This window comes from Nocardia rhizosphaerihabitans (assembly GCF_014646295.1).
GTDB lineage: Bacteria > Actinomycetota > Actinomycetes > Mycobacteriales > Mycobacteriaceae > Nocardia > Nocardia rhizosphaerihabitans.
The window spans coordinates 193,164-209,431 of the sequence record NZ_BMNE01000012.1 but is presented as its reverse complement, the minus strand read 5'-3'; the positions used below and the strand labels follow the sequence as shown (position 1 = coordinate 209,431).

Genomic DNA, 16,268 nt, shown 5'->3' with positions numbered 1-16,268 from the left:
AAGGGCACCGGCGAGTTCAAGCAGTGGGACGTGCAGGCGATCTACCGCGCCGTCGGCTACCTGTCGCAGAACATCACCCAGCTGCCGTTCGACGACCAGGCCGGCACCGTGCCGAACGAGGCCGGTCGCGTGATCTCCGACGAGACCGCCGAGGGCGACGCCCGTTTCATGCCCGCCACCTACGTGACCGGCTGGATCAAGCGCGGCCCGGTCGGCCTCATCGGTCACACCAAGGGCGACGCCAACGAGACCATCGCCTGCCTGCTCGACGACGCCAAGGACTTCACCCCGGCGCCGCAGCCCGAGCTGGACGCGGTCACCACGTTCCTCGAGGGCAAGGGCATCCCGTTCACCACGTGGGCGGGCTGGTATCGCCTCGACGCGCACGAGCGCGCCCTGGGCGAGCCCGAAGGTCGTGAGCGCGTGAAGGTCGTCGAGCGCGAGGACATGCTGCGCGCTTCCGAGCCGAACAAGGTCTGACCGGAAGACCCCGAGGGGCCGAACTGTTCCATTCCGCCGAACTCGAGGCATTCTGTACAAGTGTTCGATGCCCACGTCCACATCATCGATCCGCGGTTCCCGCTGATCGAGAACGAAGGCTACCTGCCTGCCCCCTACACCATCGCGGACTATCGAAAGCGCATGGAGCACTTCGATGTTCGCGGTGGTGCGGTGGTCAGCGCGTCGTTCCAGGGTTCCGACCAGTCGTATCTGAAGGCCGCGCTGGCCGAACTCGGGGACGGCTGGGTCGGGGTCACCCGGCTTGATCTGGACGCCACCGATGACGAGATCATCGAACTGGACCGCGCGGGCGTGCGTGCCCTGCGGTTCAACCTCAAGCGCGCCGCCGCCGACATCACCGAGATGACCCTGCAGGCGCTGCGCGCGCACGAGCTGGCCGGCTGGCACGTGGAGCTCTACATCGACGGGCAGATGCTGGCGTCGCTGCAGCCGGTCATCTCGAAGCTGCCTGCGCTCTCGATCGACCATCTCGGCATGTCCCAGGAGGGCCTGCCCTACCTGCTCGATCTGGTCGATCGTGGCGCCAGGGTGAAGGCGACCGGTTTCGGCCGGGTCGACATGGACGTGGCCGAGACGCTGCGCCGCATCCACACGGTCAATCCCGGTGCGCTCATGTTCGGCACCGACCTGCCCGGCACCCGCGCGGGCAGGCCGTTCGAGGACGCCGATGTCGACCTGATCTGCCAGGTCGTCGGCGCCGATCTGCACGCGGTGCTCGAGGACAACGCGCGCGAGGCCTACCGGCTGCCCGCCCTCGAGCGCTCGGCGACCGACCCGATGCCGACGATGCCGATCCGGCGCACCGACAATCCGACGGTGCCGATTCCCCGCAACCAGCTGCCCGGCGCGGGCGAGCACACCCGCCCGTTGCCGGTCATCGAGTAACTCAGGCCAGGATCGAGCCGGTCAGCCACACGCCGGCGGCGACCAGCGCGCCGAGCAGCTCGACCAGCATCGACAGCCCGACGCCCTTGAGCGCGTGCACCGTCGCGGGCCAGGCCAGCTGGTTGGTCTTCAAGCGGTACAGCTCGGCCAGGTAGACGCCGAGCACGAAGCCGATGAACAGGCCGACGATCGGGATGACGAAGAACCCGACGACGCCCAGGATCGCGCCGACCAGCAGCGCCCGGTTCGACACCCCCGCCTCGCGCATCCGCCTGCCCGGCCAGGTGTATTTCACGACACCGGAGATACCGAGCGCGACCGTGGCGATCGCGAGCACCGTCCAGGCCTCGGCGCCGCCGGTCATGAAGGCCCACACCGCGATCGCGGCGAAGATCAGGATGACGCCGGGCAGGATCGGAACGATCACGCCGACGAGACCGACCAGAATGACGAGGCCTACGATGACCTCACCCCACACGCTCACTACCGGTCCTCCCGTTGTGGCGCCGAGTCGCGCCACCGGAATTCTCGCCCATGCCCTACCCCGGCCGCCATCCCGACGCTATTGTCAGAGTGTCAATACCGTTCGACGATGAACAGAGGTCAGGTGTGAGCGAGTCCACCAACGCCAAGCAGGGACCCCTCGCGGGGATCAAGGTCATCGAGCTGGCCGGCATCGGGCCGGGTCCCCATGCCGCGCTACTGCTGGCCGACCTCGGCGCCGACGTGGTCCGCGTGCAGCGTCCCGGCATGATGCCCGGGTTCATGGAGCGCCCGCAGTGGCGTGGCCGGACCATTGTCGAAGCGAATCTGAAGGACCCCGCCGACGTCGCCAAGATCCTCGACCTGGTCGAGAAGGCCGACGTGCTGCTCGAAGGCTTCCGTCCCGGCGTCACCGAGCGCATGGGCCTGGGCCCCGACGACGCGCTGGCCCGCAACCCGCGCCTGGTCTACGGCCGGATGACCGGCTGGGGCCAGCACGGCCCGCTCGCCGATCGCGCGGGCCACGACATCAACTACATCTCGCTGACCGGCGTGCTCAACGCCATCGGCCGCAAGGGCGAGCGCCCGGTGCCGCCGCTGAACATGGTCGGCGACTTCGGTGGCGGCTCGATGTTCCTGGTGTTCGGCGTGCTCGCCGCGCTGGTCGAGCGGCAGAGTTCCGGCAAGGGCCAGGTGATCGACGCCGCGATGATCGATGGGGCGCTTGCCCTTTCGCACATGATCTGGGGCATGCGCGGGGTCGGCCTGTGGTCCGACGAGCGCGGCACCAACCTGCTCGACACCGGCATGGCCTTCTACGACACCTACGAGACCTCCGACGGCAAGTACATGGCCGTCGGCGCGATCGAGCCGCAGTTCTACGCCGAGCTGCTGGCCGGGCTGGAGATCGACCCGGAGGGTCTGCCGATGCAGATCGATCCGAACGGGCAGGAGCAGCTGCGCAAGCTGTTCGCGGACAAGTTCAAGACCAAGACCCGCGACGAGTGGGCCGCGATCTTCGACGGCACCGATGCCTGCACCACCCCGGTGCTGACCTTCACCGAGGCCGAGCAGAATCCGCACATCGTCGCCCGCACCGGCCTGATCGATATCGAGGGCGTCGTCCAGCACGCGCCGGCGCCGCGGTTCTCCCGCACTCCCGGTGGCGTGCCGACACCGCCGCCGTCGGAAACGACACCGATCGAATCGGTCTGGGTTGACTGATTTGCCCGCCTGTCATTGGTAGCCTCTTGCTATCGACGACAGATCACGGACTCGCACCGGCCACCGGCCACCGAAGGTGCTCGCCGCGTTCATCGCGGTGACCACCTTCGGTGCAGCGCTGCTCGCCTTCACCGTGGCCGAAGGGATGCTCGACGATCGCAAGACCCGGCTCATCGAATCCCGTTGCCGCAGCGAGGCCCCGGTGCCTGCGGCGGTCAGCGCGCTGAACGGTCTCGCGGCCGGACTGCTGCTGGCCAGCACCATCTCGCTGCTGTGCCTGCTGGTGCTGCTGTTCCGGTATCGGTCGACGCGCGGCGCCGTCGCGGTGCCGATCACCGCGGTCGCCGTCCTGATCTCGACGCTGTTCATGCTCGGCGCGGGCTACGAGACCGTGCGACCCGCATCGGCGTCGGCCGGATCCCACCCGTGCGGATTCAGTAGCAGGTGAGCGGCTGCAGCGGGTCGGCGGCGCGCGGGGTGAGGGCTTCGTAGGCCGCCGCGATGGATTTCACGGCCAGGCGCAGCTCTGGTTCGGGGTGGGTGAAGGGCAGGCGCAGGAAGCGTTCGAAGGCGCCCTGGACGCCGAAACGTGGTCCGGCGGCGAGTAATACGCCATGGTTGGGGGCGGTGGCAGCCAGTGCGGTGGACACGGGGCTCGGAAGCTGGGCCCAGACCGACATGCCGCCCGCGCCGGGCGCGATGTACCAGCCGGGGAGGTCTTCGGCGACGGCGTCGAGCAGGGCGGCGCGCTGGGTGCGCAGCTGTTCGCGGCGGCGGTCGAGGATGGGGTCGGCGTTCTCCAGCAGGTGGACGGTGGCCAGTTGGTCCATCACCGGGGTGCCGAGGTCGACGGTGGCGCGGATGCCGAGCAGCTTGGTGATCAGCGCCTGATTGGTGCGGATCCAGCCGACCCGCAGACCACCCCAGAACGACTTCGACGCCGAACCGATGGTGATGATCTCCGAGCCCTTGGCGAACGCGGCGACCGGTGGCGGCATGGTCTCACCGGACAGGTTCAGATCGCTCATCGACTCGTCGACGACGACAGTCATCCTGGTGTCGCGGGCGATGGCGGCCAGTTCGGCGCGGCCCTCGGCGTCGAGCAGCAGGCCGGTGGGGTTGTTGAAATCCGGGACCAGGTAGGCCAGCGTCGCCGCGGTCTGCCTGGCGGTGCTGCGCAGACCGTCGAGATCCCAACCTGCGTGCGGGAATTCGGGACGCAGCGGGACCGGGATGGGGCGGGCGCCGACATCGCGGATCGCCTCGATGGCGTTGGGGTAGGTGGGGTGTTCGATCAGGACGCGCGCGGCGGGCGAGGTGAGGACATTGAGCAGCAGCCGGAGGCCGTGCTGGGCGCCGAGCGTCACCAGGATCTGTTCGGGCTCGGTGGGCAGGCCGCGGGCGGTGTAGCGGCGGGCCAGTGCCTCGCGCAGGGCGACCACGCCGACCGGGTCCATGCCGTGCGTGCCGAGGTAGGGCGGAATGCCTTGCAGTGCGGTCGAATACGCCTCGTGCAGTTCCGGCGGGGCCGACATCGCGGCGTAGGTCATGTCGATGGTCGGCAGTTCGGGCTGGGCCATCAGCGCCATGATCCCGCGGGTCGGCTTGGAGCCGTCGTGCTGGATGGCAGGCGGCAGTGCCACCGTGCTGCGGGAGCCCTGGCGGCTGATCAGGTAGCCGTGCTCGCGGAGCAGCGAGTACGTCGAGGTGATGGTGGTGCGGCTGACGCCGAGAGTGGTGGCCAGATCGCGCTCGCTGGGCAGGGCGACGCCGAGTGGAGCGCGGCCGTCGTGGATCAGCAGGCGGATCGCCTCGGCCAGGGCCAGATAGGCGGGGCGGTGCGGGCGGCGTTCGGGGGAATCGCCGCCGGATTCGGGGTCACGCCACCGGCCGAGGTCGCGGGCCAGGCCGGACGCGCCGATCACTCTTGTCACCATGAAGTCCAGTATTCCGTAAGTGGATATTTATAGGCAAGGCCAGTCGGAGGATTCTTACGACATGACCACTTTCCTCGCCCTCGCCGTCGCCACCGCCTTCGGGTACGCCGTCTATCACTTCTCGCCGAAACAAGGGGAATTGCCGTTCTGGCCGTTCCAATATCTGCCCCACGACCGGGCTTTCGGCACCTACGATGAGCAGCGCCAGTTCCGCGATCTGGATGCCCTCCGGGTGCACGAGGATGAGCAGGCCTCCCCAGACAGTCCAGTCCAGTTGCCGAAAACTGGACCTCTTGAATCCGGACAGCGCGGGCCGCTCGCCGCGTGAGCGCAGGGTCGAACCGGAATCTGTCACCGGGTCGGCGCACACTGTGATCATGAGTTCCGGAACCAGGACCGAACCGGTTGCCGCGGCATTGTTCGACACGGCGATCGGCCTGTGCGCGATCGCCTGGCACGGCGAGACCGTCGTGCGGTTCCAGTTACCCGAGGCGAGCGAGGAGGAGACGCTGGCCCGGATCACCAGACCACTCGACGGCGTGCCGGTGGTCGAGGACGAGCCGGGGCCAGCGATCACCGCGGCGATCGCGGGAATTCGCGCCCATCTCGAAGGCACGGTCGACCCGTTGCGCTGGATCGACGTCGACCTGCGCGGTGTGCCCGAGTTCCACCGCGCCGTCTACGCGGTGACCCGCGAGATCGACCCCGGCCACACGCTCAGTTACGGCGACATCGCCACCCGCCTCGGCGCACCGGGGTCGGCCCAAGCCGTCGGGCAGGCGCTGGGACGCAACCCTGTTCCGCTGATCATCCCCTGTCATCGGGTTCTCGCCGCCGATCACGCGCTGCACGGCTTCTCGGCGCCGGGCGGCATCGGCACCAAGGCGCGGCTGCTGGAGATCGAGCGCACCCCGGGCTTCGGTGAGCCGATGCTGTTCTGATTCCGACCGATGAATCCGCGCGACCGACGCCGTCTGCACCGGTACCCGACAAGATCGAATTCGCCGGGCGCGCCGGCGGAGGATGCCGGGCGTAAACCCGTGCCGACCTGCTAGGACCCGATCGCGTAACGTCGAGTCCGGTGGTCACACGGCCCGTATCGAGAGGAACCACAATGCAGACTGTGACGTCGGCCGACGGCACCACGATCGCCTACGACCGGGTCGGGGAAGGTACGGCGGGGACGGTCATCCTGATCGGCGGCGCGTTCAGCTACCGCGAGTTCGCGACCATGGTCGAGCTCGCGCGGACGCTGGCCGCCGACTTCGACCTGACGGTGCTGAACTACGACCGGCGCGGGCGCGGTGACAGCGCAGACTCCCCCGGCGTGTACGACGTGGCCAACGAGATCGCCGATATCGCCGCGCTGGTCGAGGCCGCGGGCGGGAAGGCCGCGCTGTTCGGCTGGTCGTCCGGCGCCGCGCTCGCGCTGCTCGCCGCGGCGGAGGTGCCCGGCGTGACCGAGGTGGTCGCCTTCGAGCCGCCGTTCGTGGTCGACCCGAAAGACCATGTGCCGCCGAAGGATCTGGAAGCCAAGCTGCATCCGATGATCGCCGCGGACGACCGCAACAAGACGGTCCGCTACTACATGACCAAGGCGATGGGCATGCCGTGGCTGATGGTCACCGCGATGCGGGTGACCCCGTTCTGGAAAGACCTTGCCGCGACGGCCAATTCGACCGCACACGACTGGGCCGTGATGAAGCCGTATATGCGCGGCAAGAAGCTCGACGCCGCGGAATGGAGTGGCGTCACCGTCCCGGTCCTCGTCCTCGCGGGCGACCGCACCGCGCCGATGCTCACCAAGGGCGCCAAGGCCGCGGCCGAGGTTCTGCCGAACGCGCAATTCGCCGAGCTCCCCGGCGTCAGCCACAACCCGAAGGTCTCGATCCTCGCCCCCGCGATCGGCGAATTCCTCACCCGCACACGATGATCCGCCGGTAAGCGGAGAGGCGGTCAGGGTGGAGGTGGGTGGTCCCGGTAGAACTGGCAGGGATCGCCGGTGAGGTAGCCGTCCATGCAGGCGAAGTAGGTCTGCACGCAGGCATTGCTGGTGCAGCCTGCCGCGTAGAGCATCCCGCGGATCCGCTCGTTGCGCTGCTGGGAGGGGATGAGCGTCTGGGCGGGCGGCAGCACCGAACTCACCGGCGCCGGGCTGGGCGGCGGGGCCGGTTCGTCCGGCGAGCTACAGCCGGGCAGGACGGCGAGCGTGAGCAGCGCCGACAGGGCCAGACCTGCACGTATCGCCATCAGCCACCTCCGTCCGGAACGGCTTCGACGGTACCCCGGACGCGTCCGGCGCCACCCGCGGACCCGTCGGGAGACGAGACCGACCGCGCTGAGTCGGCATGATTCGCGCGTGTCGCCCTGAACAGCGAAAACTGCCCCTCCCCGAACCGGGAAGGGGCAGTTCGCGAAGGAAACTCAGCCCAAGACGTCGTGGCGGACGATGGTCTGGTCGCGGCCGGGGCCGACGCCGATGCACGAGATCCGCGCGCCCGACAGCTCTTCGAGCCGCAGCACGTAGGCCTGCGCGTTGGCGGGCAGCTCCTCGAAGGTGCGGGCGTGCGAGATGTCCTCCCACCAGCCGGGCATCTCCTCGTAGACGGGCTTGGCGTGGTGGAACTCGGTCTGGGTGGTCGGCATCTGCTCGACCCGCTCGCCGTCGATCTCGTAGGCGACGCAGATCGGCACGGTGTCCAGACCCGACAGTACGTCGAGCTTGGTGAGGAAGTAGTCGGTGATGCCGTTGACGCGGGTGGCGTAGCGGCTGATGACGGCATCGAACCAGCCGCAGCGACGGGCGCGACCGGTGGTGACGCCCACCTCGCCGCCGTTCTTGGCCAGGAACTCACCGAAGTTGTCGAACAGCTCGGTCGGGAACGGGCCGGAACCGACGCGGGTGGTGTAGCACTTGAGGATGCCGAGCACCGTGTCGATCTTGTTCGGGCCGATGCCCGAGCCGACCGCGGCGCCGCCGGAGGTCGGGTTCGACGACGTGACGAACGGGTAGGTGCCGTGGTCGACGTCGAGCAGGGTGCCCTGCGAGCCTTCCAGCAGGATCGTGTCGCCGCGCTCGAGCGCCAGGTTCAGCTCGAGACGGGTGTCGGAGATGCGGTGCTTGAACGACTCGGCCTGCTCGAGCACCTCGTCCACCACCTGCTGCGGGTCCAGCGCGCGGCGGTTGTAGATCTTCACCAGCACCTGGTTCTTGAATTCCAGTGCGGCTTCGACCTTCTGGGTGAGGATCTTCTCGTCCAGCACGTCGGCGACGCGGACGCCGACGCGGGCGACCTTGTCCTGGTAGCAGGGGCCGATGCCGCGGCCGGTGGTGCCGATCTTGCGGCTGCCGAGGAAGCGCTCGGCGACCTTATCGATGGCCACGTGGTACGGCATGATCAGGTGCGCGTCGGCGGAGAGCAGCAGGCCGGAGGTGTCGACTCCGCGCTCTTCCAGTCCGGCGAGCTCGTCGAGCAGCACACCCGGATCGACGACGACACCGTTGCCGATGACGTTCTTGACGCCGGGGGTGAGGATGCCGGACGGGATCAGATGCAGCGCGAACTTGTCGCCGTTGGGGAGCACCACCGTGTGGCCGGCATTGTTGCCGCCCTGGTAACGGACCACCCACTGCAGCCGCTCGCCGAGCAGATCGGTAGCTTTGCCCTTACCCTCGTCGCCCCATTGGGCACCGATGAGGACGATTGCCGGCATTTCGGAGTCTCCTACAGATCGACGGCAGCACACTGTGTACTGCAGCTACCTGCCGTAGGACGCTGCGCGTCCAGTCACTGAGGCGGTGGCCGGAGACACAGTCTAGCCGACGCCTGATCAGGGGCCCTCGACGTGCCCTGCCCGAGCGTGCCGCCCCCCGGCCCTCGCCGACGCCAGGATCGGATACGGTTACTTGCCGGCAGGGGGTTTTGCCGTGTGCTTGTGGGCGACACACCGTCGGCCGTACCGAGGAGGGTGTACCGCAGTTTGAGTACCCACGTTCTCCGATGTGGTGACATACCGGTCCCGATCGCGCTCGCCTCGCTGCCGACCACCCAGACCGGCCCGCTGCCCGATGTCACCGTCATCGACGAATTGCTGCCCGTGCTGGCCGCCGACAGCCTGCCGCGGTTGATCGTGCTCGGCTCCGACGCGGGCCTCGCCGCCGTGCTCACCCATCTGATGCGCACCGAACGGCTGCACGTCGAGGTGGGATTCGTCCCGGTCGAGACGACCTATGCCTCGCGGGTCTACCAGACTGCCACCGGCAATGCCGCCGCGAAGATCGCGATCGACGGCCGCGCGATCGAGACCCCGCTGATCCGCGACGACACCGGCACCGTGCTCGTCGGCCGGGCCAGCATCACCGGCATCGACGGCGCCGCCCTCGAGGGCGAGGCCTACGTCGACGACACCCTGCTGTTCAGCGGCACCGTGGCGACGATGCTGATCTCGCCGACCATGACGATGCCCGGGGTCCGCGCGCGGGTGCGCAAGGGCTTCCGCAAGCGCAGCTGGGTGTCCGGGCGCGCCGCGCAGCTCGGCACGCCGGGCGCGATCGTCACCCGCGACGGCATCACCACCGAACGCAGGGTGCCCCGCTCGACCTTCTACCGATTCGAACAACCCTGGCTCTTGGTGAGATGACGTGTTCCTTCACACCGGGCAGGCGGACCGGCCACAGCGCCGTCCGTCCCAGCCCGGTCTTCCTGCTCATCGTCCTGATCACCGTGGCCGGTGGCGCGCTGGCCTGGGATGCCGACCTCGAGTCGGTGCGGGCCAAGTTCGGTGTGTTCATCCTCGTGGTGTTCGGCTGGATCATCAGCCTGTGCCTGCACGAATTCGCGCACGCCTATGTCGCGTGGCGGGCAGGCGATCACGAAGTGGAAGTACGGGGCTATCTCACCCTGAATCCGCTCAAGTACAGCCACCCGGTGCTGTCGATCGGCCTGCCGCTGGTGTTCATCGCCCTTGGCGGTATCGGCCTGCCCGGTGGGGCGGTGTATGTGGACACCACCCGGTTCCGGTCGAGTGTGCAGCGGTTGGTGAGCGCTGTCGGTCCGGCGTCCAACGCGCTGTGCGCGGTGGTGCTGCTCGTGATCGTGCGGGTGTTCGGGTCGGTCCAGGAGCACGCGGCGTTCTGGGTCGGGCTCAGTTTTCTGGCGTTCTTGCAGATCACGGCGTTTCTGCTGAACATCCTGCCGGTGCCGGGCCTGGACGGGTACGGCATCATCGAGCCGTCGCTCAGTTACGAGACTCGCCGGTCGCTCGACCAGTTCAAGCCGTACGGCATGCTGATCCTCTTCGCTGTCATCTTTTTCACACCGCTGAGCCAGGTTTTCTTCAACGGCGTTTACGCTTTGTTCGAACTTTCCGGGGTACCAGAGGGTTGGGCCGCCTACGGCAGCCACATGACTCGTTTCTGGCGTTGATAGCCTGTCGCGGGTCAGCCACGACTCTGGAACGGAAACGCATATGGGCTCCACCGAACCGCCCGTAGTCCTGTCGGTCGTCATCCCGACGCTCGACGAAGCTTCCTGCATCACCGCCTGTCTGGAACGCCTAGTCGGCCAGGACGCCATCGACGAGATCGTCGTCGTCGACAACGGCAGCACCGACGGCACCCGCGAGATCGTCGCCGATCTCGCCATCCGACATCCCAAGATCGAGTTGCTGGAGGAGCCGGATCCGGGCGTCGCGCACGCGCGCAACACCGGCTTCGACAAGTCCCGCGGCGACTACATCGGCCGCATCGACGCCGACACCCTTGTCGGGCCCGACTGGGGCGCCACCGTGCGCGCGCACCTCGACGCGCATCCGGACACCATGGCGGTGACCGGCATCAGCACCTACCACGATTCCCCGATCGGCTTCTTCCTCGCGGCCGTCATCGGCGGGCAGGAGCGGCTCGGCCTGATCAAGCACCAGCCCGTCGGCAATGTGCACGGCGCGAACATGGCGATCCGGCGCAGCGCCTGGCAGCAGGTGCAGGATGCCACCACCACCCGCCGCGACCTGCACGAGGACCTCGACCTGGCGCTGTGCCTGACCAAGGCGAAGCTGCGCATCGACCAGCTGCCGCCGCTGCGGGCCGAGATCTCCGCGCGCCGTCGCAAGACCCCGCCGAGCGTCTGGTGGAAGTACCAGCTGCGCGGGCTGCAGACCATCGCCAATCAGGGCTACGACGTGGTGCCCTTCCACCGCGCCGTGATCACCGGCGCCTGGCTGATGCACACCTCGCAGTGGCCGATCTACCGGGTGTGGGACTTCGATCGCAAGCGGTTCTCGCTGCGGCCGGGCCGTCCCAGGGTCTCCCCCGTCGGCGACTGAACCGTCATTCCTCCGGCGTCACATACGGATTGGGCACAGTGGGCGGGAGCAGCGCCATCGCCGAGATGCGCTGCATCCCGCACACCACCATCAGATCCACCACGATCGACCTGATCTGGGCGAACACCACATGCGCCGAAAGACCGGCCCCGGCAACCAGTTCCGGGCGGGCGTTCTTGGCGACACTGCGCAGCGCGCGGGTGGCCTCGGCCTGATCCGGCTGCTCGCCGGGGTCGGCCAGCATCATCCTGCGGACCACGTCGGTCGCGTGGCCCAGCTGGTTGACCAGGTCGATCAGGCGCGGGTCGAGCACCTCGTCGTCGCGGACCAGAGTGAGTGAACGGCGCAGCAGCACACGGGTATTGCGGACGGCGTTGTCGAGTGGATCGGCCGCCGAATGGATGCGCGCGAGCCGCTTGCGGGAGTTCCAGTACAGCGGCGAGATCCGGCTGACCTCACGGCCGCCCGCCAGCGCCGAACGCAGCGCGTCGATCTGGCTCTGGGTGGCGCGCACCGCCGACAGCGCGTCGTGCACCTTGGCCGAATTCTGCTCGAGCAGGCCGTCGGCGCAGGTGATCATGGATTTGCTCATCACCGACAGCACGTCGGCCGCGTGTTCGCGGGCCCGGCGCACCGGGTGCAGCGGGATCAGGCCGACCATGAGCACCCCGACCAGGCCGCCGACGAGGGCGTCGATCATGCGCGCAGGCCCCTCGGCGGCGGATTGGCTCAGGGTCGAGACCAGCACGGCCGAACCGGCGGCCTGGATCGTGATGATCGAGCCGCCGTCGAGGAACACCGCACACACCATCGCGGCGGCGACGACCAGCCCCACCTGCCAGACACCCGTGCCGACCTGCGCGATGAACAGGTCACCGATGCCGATGCCGACGGCGACGCCGACCACCAGCTCCACCGACCGGCGGAGGCGGGCGCCGAAGGAGATGCCGATGGACACGACCGCCGCCGTCGGCGCGAAGAACGGCTCGGGATGGCCGAGGACGTTGTGCGCGATGAACCAGGCCAGTGCCGCACCGAGCGAGCACTGGATGATCGGGATCGCCGACAGCCGCAGCCGCACCGAGGACGCCTTGAAGCGATCGACGGTGCTGGTTCTCGCGGCAACAACTACCGGGGTTGCCGCGGCGACGACGGAGTGGGAATCGCTCACCTACGACTCGGCCACGCTTCAGTCCAGGCCGAGTTCGGCCGCCGCGCGCGGATCGCAGTCTTCGAGCAGATCGAGGCAGCGGGCGTACTCCTCGGTCTCGCCGATCGTCTTCGCGGCCCTGGCCAGCGCGCCGACGCTGCGCAGGAAGCCCTGGTTCGGCTCGTGGCTCCACGGGACCGGACCGAAACCCTTCCAGCCGTTGCGACGCAACAGGTCGAGGCCGCGGTGGTAGCCGGTGCGGGCGAACGCGTACGCGGCGACGGTGTCGTGATTGACCTCGCCGCCCGCGCGCTCCAGCGAGTTCTCGGCGAGCTGGGCCCACGCCACCGACGCGGCCGGGTGGTCGGCGGCGACCTTGACCGGGTCGGTGCCCGCCGCGATGGCGTCTTCGGCGTCGATCAATTCGGGAAGGAGGACCGGCTGCGGTCCGAGCAGGTCACCGAAGGAGGTCATGGGTTCATTGTGCACCGAGCCGTTCGACGACGACGCCCGGCCCGCCGCGGGGCGATCGGCGAACTCCCCCGCGCGGCGCGCATTAGGCTGACGCAGGAGTGGAACGTTCGAGCCTGAGCGAGGGGTACTAGGTGTCCGACCCGACCGACGAGAACAACCCGGCAGCCGAGCCTGCCGACCCCGGCGCGACCGGGCGCAGCGCCCAACGTGGCGCCGATTCGTCGAGCACCGCGCCGCCGACCGGCGCACCCAAGTCGACCCCCGAAGCGGTCACCGAACCGGGCAGGGCGACGGTTACCCCGGCCGCCGGGGGTACCGCGGAGACGGTGGTCATCCGGCGCGGTGAGCTGCCGGGGACTGCGGGTGCGGGCTCCGTCGGCGGACAGATTCCGGCTGGCGGCTCGGGTTCGGCCGGCGGGCAGGGTTCGGCCGGCGGGCAGGGTTCGGCCGGCGGGCCGTCGCAGGGCCGCGGTCGATCGGTCGACGCACCTGGTGGACAACAGCCTTCGAACCCCGCGCGGCCCATGGGCGGACCCGGCGGACCACGGGGCCAGGGCGGTCCCGGCGCGCCGCAGCAGGCGGGGCACCCCGGCAATGCGCCCGGCCCCCAGCACCCTCCGGCACCACCGCGCCGCGCTCAGCCCGTCGGTCGATCAGGGAATGCCGCGGGTGGACAACAAGCTTCGCGACCGGGTAGCGCTGGCCCACAGCCCTCGGGTCACGGCAATGTGCCCGGTGGGCCGGGTCAGGGCAACGTGCCCGGCGGGCGACAGCCCCTCGGCCCGGGTGGACCACGTCCCCAGGGCGGGCCCGGTGGACCGCAGCCGGGTGGGCGCCCCGGCAATGTGCCTGGTGGGCAACAGCCTTCGGGTCGTGGCAGTGCCCCCGGCGGTTCGCAGGGCGCCGGGCAGCCTCCGGCGCGGCCGGGCGATAGGTCTGAAGGCGCGCCGCGAGTAGGCGGGCCGGGAGCCGGCTCTGCTGTCGCGGGATCGCAGGACGTTGGTCGGCGAGGGCCCGATGCGGGTCGAGGCGGTGACCAGGGGCGCGGCACGCAGAACCCGGCGCAGGACCAGGGCTCGAATGCCGCGGCCGCCTCGCCGTTGGCGGGACTGTCGCAGGGACTGCCCGGCGGGGCCCGTCCCGAGCAGGCGAGTTCGGAAAGCGCCGCCCGTCAGGACGATCGCGCAGCCGATCCCGCGAGCCCTGATGCGCCGACCACCGCGATGCCCATCCCCGGCCGGAAATCATCGGCAGCCCAGGGCGATTCGGCGAACGACACCACCGCGAAGATTTCGAGCGCGCAGTCGAAGGCCGCGCAGGCGGACATCCCGACGGCCGGTATGAGCCAGGTCGACCGTCCGTCGACCTCGACTGCGAAGTCCGGCAAGGCATCCGCGGCCGCGGCGGGTGCGGCGCTCGCCGGCGCTGCCGCTGCGGGCACAGCATCTGACGACACCTCGGCCGACGACACAGCGGCAGCCGCGGATCGTCCGGCTTCGAACGAAGGCCCGGCAGACGGCACGGCCGCCGCATCAGCAGGTGCTGCCGCGGCCGACACCAGCGAAGCAGCGGATGCCTCGGCTTCCGCAACGGGTGCAACGGCGGACAAGGGCACCGCAGCGGCGACCACGAGTTCTGCGTCCGACGCCACGGGCACAGACTCCGCGAACGGCCAGGGCGCTGCGGCCTACTCGCGCTCCGCGGCCGGCGCGGGTGCTGCTGATGCGGACGCCGAGTCGGAACGCGGTGCGAATCGCCAAGATTCGACCGGCTCCGGCTTCGGATCGACCAGCGGCGGAGAAGATTCGAGGACGCGCGGCTCGGGCGGGTCTGACGGCGACGCGGATGCGGATGCACCCACGGTCTCCGGGGCTGTTGTCGGCCAGGGTGGTTCGAGGCCCGCTGATGCGGACGCGACCGAGAAGTTCCAGACCGGAACGCCGGCGCGTGGAGCGGACAAGCCGGGCGCCGACCAGACCGGGCCCGGTGGCAAGCTGGGCGCAGGCCAAGCCGGGCCGGGCGCAGGGCAGAGCGGGCCGGGCGCAGGCCAAGCCGGGCCAGGCGCAGGGCAGAGCGGGCCGGGCGACAAGTCCGGCAGGCGGCCGGGTGCTGCTGCGGCCGCGGCGGCGGCTGCTGGGGTTGGCTCGTTGGTGAAGAAGGGTGGGGGCGAGGTTCCTCCCTCCGAGGATCAGACTGTCGCGATGCGGATGGTCGATTCGGCGGATGCGCCGACGACGGCCATGCCGATCCAGCGGCCGACGGATCGGGTGGTGCCGCCTGCGGGTGGCAGGCCGATGACGCCGCCGCCGAGTACGCCGCGTGGGCCCGCTGGGCCGCGGCAGGCTGGCCATCAGGGGCCGAGTGGGCCGCACGGGCCCGGGGTCGAGGAGACGCAGCCTTCGCCGCCGCGCGGCCCGAGTGTGCCGCCCAAGCCGGCATCGGCTCCCTCGCCCGCCGACATCCAGCCGACACGGCCAGCGCAGCAGCTCCCCGAGGGCAAGCGCCAGGTCGCGCCGCCGAACGTCCCGCAGCCAGGCCAGCAGGACGGCCTGCGGCACGGCCAGCAGGACGGGCCGGGCCGAGGCCAGCAACCGCCGGGCGGGCGGCTGGGTCAGCAGGACGGACCGGGCCGAGGCCAGCAGTCACCGGGCGGCCCGCAGCAGGGTCAGCAACAGTCGACCGGGTGGGCTGGTCAGCAGGACGGTCCGCGGCCGGTCGCACCGCCGCAGCGGATCGAGGTGCCACAGACCGCGGCGGCCGACGATCCGCAGGCCCCGGCCCGCTCGAAGCGCTGGCTGCTGGCCGTAGGCGGTGCCGCGGTGCTGGTGATCGCCCTGATCGTGACCGTGGTGGCGTTGATGTCCGGCGACGGCTCGCCCGAGGGTCAGGTCCGCACGGCGATCGGCGCCTACGCCGACGCACTGCGCAGCGGCGATCTCGATGACCTGCGGTCGAGCACGTGCGGTCAGCTGCACGAGTTCTACCAGGGCATCACCGCCGAGCAGTTCAAGGGCGTGCATCAGCTCTCGACCGAGCGTGGTTCGATCCCGGTCGTCGACAGCGTGGATGCGGTGCGCATCACCGGCGACTCCGCACTGGCCGAGGCGACGGTGTACACCTCCGCCGACCCGTCGAAGCGCACCGCGCGCACGTTCGACCTGCAGCGCACCGACGGCAGCTGGAAGGTGTGCGACCCCGCGGGCACCCCGTAACCCTGCCTCGACCCGTCGTAGCGGGCATTCCTGCCCGCTATGACGGGTCACACATAA

19 protein-coding genes and 1 pseudogene are annotated in these 16,268 nt (G+C 69.7%); 12 read left to right on the top strand and 8 right to left on the bottom strand.

What is annotated here, in order from left to right:
* Nucleotides 1-480: pseudogene (locus IEY60_RS33285) on the top strand (pyridine nucleotide-disulfide oxidoreductase); the annotation flags it as partial.
* 60 nt (nt 481-540) lie between these two features.
* Nucleotides 541-1,407 carry an amidohydrolase family protein gene (locus IEY60_RS33280; protein ID WP_189034502.1) on the top strand — a complete coding sequence of 289 codons (867 nt, stop codon included), beginning with the start codon at nt 541-543 and terminating at the stop codon, nt 1,405-1,407.
* Between the two features lies 1 nt (nt 1,408).
* Here IEY60_RS33280 and IEY60_RS33275 read toward each other — a convergent pair whose 3' ends face one another.
* Nucleotides 1,409-1,891: a DUF456 domain-containing protein gene (locus tag IEY60_RS33275; protein ID WP_189034501.1), complete on the bottom strand. Its 483-nt coding sequence runs from the start codon at nt 1,889-1,891 to the stop codon at nt 1,409-1,411.
* A 125-nt stretch (nt 1,892-2,016) separates the two neighbouring features.
* On the opposite strand from IEY60_RS33275, the gene IEY60_RS33270 reads away from it, so the two are divergent.
* Nucleotides 2,017-3,114: a CaiB/BaiF CoA transferase family protein gene (locus tag IEY60_RS33270; RefSeq protein ID WP_189034500.1), complete on the top strand. Its 1,098-nt coding sequence runs from the start codon at nt 2,017-2,019 to the stop codon at nt 3,112-3,114.
* Nucleotides 3,115-3,190: 76 nt separating this feature from the next.
* Nucleotides 3,191-3,562, top strand: a complete 372-nt coding sequence (locus IEY60_RS33265) for a hypothetical protein (RefSeq protein WP_189034499.1) — start codon at nt 3,191-3,193, stop codon at nt 3,560-3,562.
* On the opposite strand, the gene yczR is transcribed toward IEY60_RS33265, so the two are convergent.
* Nucleotides 3,549-5,051 (bottom strand): MocR-like transcription factor YczR, encoded by a 1,503-nt coding sequence (yczR, locus tag IEY60_RS33260; protein ID WP_189034498.1) that lies wholly within the window; start codon nt 5,049-5,051, stop codon nt 3,549-3,551. The two genes, IEY60_RS33265 and yczR, sit on opposite strands and share 14 nt — an antisense overlap.
* Nucleotides 5,052-5,112: 61 nt before the next feature.
* Here yczR and IEY60_RS33255 point away from each other — a divergent pair, with 61 nt between their 5' ends.
* From IEY60_RS33255 to IEY60_RS33245, 3 genes are all read left to right on the top strand, one after another.
* Nucleotides 5,113-5,379: a hypothetical protein gene (locus IEY60_RS33255; protein ID WP_189034497.1), complete on the top strand. Its 267-nt coding sequence runs from the start codon at nt 5,113-5,115 to the stop codon at nt 5,377-5,379.
* A 49-nt stretch (nt 5,380-5,428) separates the two neighbouring features.
* On the top strand, nt 5,429-5,992 hold the full coding sequence (locus IEY60_RS33250) for a methylated-DNA--[protein]-cysteine S-methyltransferase (RefSeq protein WP_189034496.1): 564 nt from the start codon (nt 5,429-5,431) through the stop codon (nt 5,990-5,992).
* Between the two features lie 173 nt (nt 5,993-6,165).
* On the top strand, nt 6,166-6,984 hold the full coding sequence (locus IEY60_RS33245) for an alpha/beta fold hydrolase (protein WP_189034495.1): 819 nt from the start codon (nt 6,166-6,168) through the stop codon (nt 6,982-6,984).
* A 23-nt stretch (nt 6,985-7,007) separates the two neighbouring features.
* On the opposite strand, the gene IEY60_RS33240 is transcribed toward IEY60_RS33245, so the two are convergent.
* Complete coding sequence (locus IEY60_RS33240; RefSeq protein ID WP_189034494.1) at nt 7,008-7,301, bottom strand: hypothetical protein; 294 nt, start codon at nt 7,299-7,301, stop codon at nt 7,008-7,010.
* 174 nt (nt 7,302-7,475) lie between these two features.
* Nucleotides 7,476-8,765 (bottom strand): adenylosuccinate synthase, encoded by a 1,290-nt coding sequence (locus IEY60_RS33235; protein ID WP_189034493.1) that lies wholly within the window; start codon nt 8,763-8,765, stop codon nt 7,476-7,478.
* 267 nt (nt 8,766-9,032) lie between these two features.
* On the opposite strand from IEY60_RS33235, the gene IEY60_RS33230 reads away from it, so the two are divergent.
* The 3 genes from IEY60_RS33230 to IEY60_RS33220 are packed head-to-tail and all read left to right on the top strand — an operon-like array spanning nt 9,033 to nt 11,375.
* Nucleotides 9,033-9,692 (top strand): hypothetical protein, encoded by a 660-nt coding sequence (locus IEY60_RS33230; RefSeq protein WP_229740340.1) that lies wholly within the window; start codon nt 9,033-9,035, stop codon nt 9,690-9,692.
* Nucleotides 9,689-10,477 (top strand): site-2 protease family protein, encoded by a 789-nt coding sequence (locus IEY60_RS33225; RefSeq protein WP_189034492.1) that lies wholly within the window; start codon nt 9,689-9,691, stop codon nt 10,475-10,477. Before IEY60_RS33230 ends, IEY60_RS33225 begins: the two co-directional genes overlap by 4 nt.
* A gap of 43 nt (nt 10,478-10,520) precedes the next feature.
* A complete protein-coding gene (locus tag IEY60_RS33220) occupies nt 10,521-11,375 on the top strand; it encodes a glycosyltransferase family 2 protein (RefSeq protein WP_189034491.1) in 855 nt (284 codons plus the stop codon).
* A gap of 4 nt (nt 11,376-11,379) precedes the next feature.
* Here IEY60_RS33220 and IEY60_RS33215 read toward each other — a convergent pair whose 3' ends face one another.
* The 4 genes from IEY60_RS33215 to IEY60_RS33200 all read right to left on the bottom strand — a co-directional run bounded on the left by IEY60_RS33215 (nt 11,380) and on the right by IEY60_RS33200 (nt 14,629).
* Nucleotides 11,380-12,546: an FUSC family protein gene (locus IEY60_RS33215; protein WP_189034490.1), complete on the bottom strand. Its 1,167-nt coding sequence runs from the start codon at nt 12,544-12,546 to the stop codon at nt 11,380-11,382.
* An 18-nt stretch (nt 12,547-12,564) separates the two neighbouring features.
* Entirely contained in the window at nt 12,565-12,999 is a 435-nt protein-coding gene (locus IEY60_RS33210; RefSeq protein ID WP_189034489.1) for a DUF3151 domain-containing protein, read from the bottom strand.
* Between the two features lie 127 nt (nt 13,000-13,126).
* The gene (locus IEY60_RS33205) at nt 13,127-13,333 is read right to left on the bottom strand and encodes a hypothetical protein (protein WP_189034488.1); all 207 of its coding nucleotides are present in this window, start codon (nt 13,331-13,333) and stop codon (nt 13,127-13,129) included.
* Nucleotides 13,334-14,170: 837 nt separating this feature from the next.
* On the bottom strand, nt 14,171-14,629 hold the full coding sequence (locus IEY60_RS33200) for a hypothetical protein (RefSeq protein WP_229740339.1): 459 nt from the start codon (nt 14,627-14,629) through the stop codon (nt 14,171-14,173).
* Nucleotides 14,630-14,985: 356 nt separating this feature from the next.
* Here IEY60_RS33200 and IEY60_RS33195 point away from each other — a divergent pair, with 356 nt between their 5' ends.
* Nucleotides 14,986-15,153, top strand: coding sequence for a hypothetical protein (locus IEY60_RS33195; RefSeq protein ID WP_189034486.1), 168 nt, complete (start codon nt 14,986-14,988; stop codon nt 15,151-15,153).
* A 47-nt stretch (nt 15,154-15,200) separates the two neighbouring features.
* Nucleotides 15,201-16,211 (top strand): Rv0361 family membrane protein, encoded by a 1,011-nt coding sequence (locus IEY60_RS33190; protein ID WP_189034485.1) that lies wholly within the window; start codon nt 15,201-15,203, stop codon nt 16,209-16,211.
* Nucleotides 16,212-16,268 lie beyond the last annotated feature (57 nt).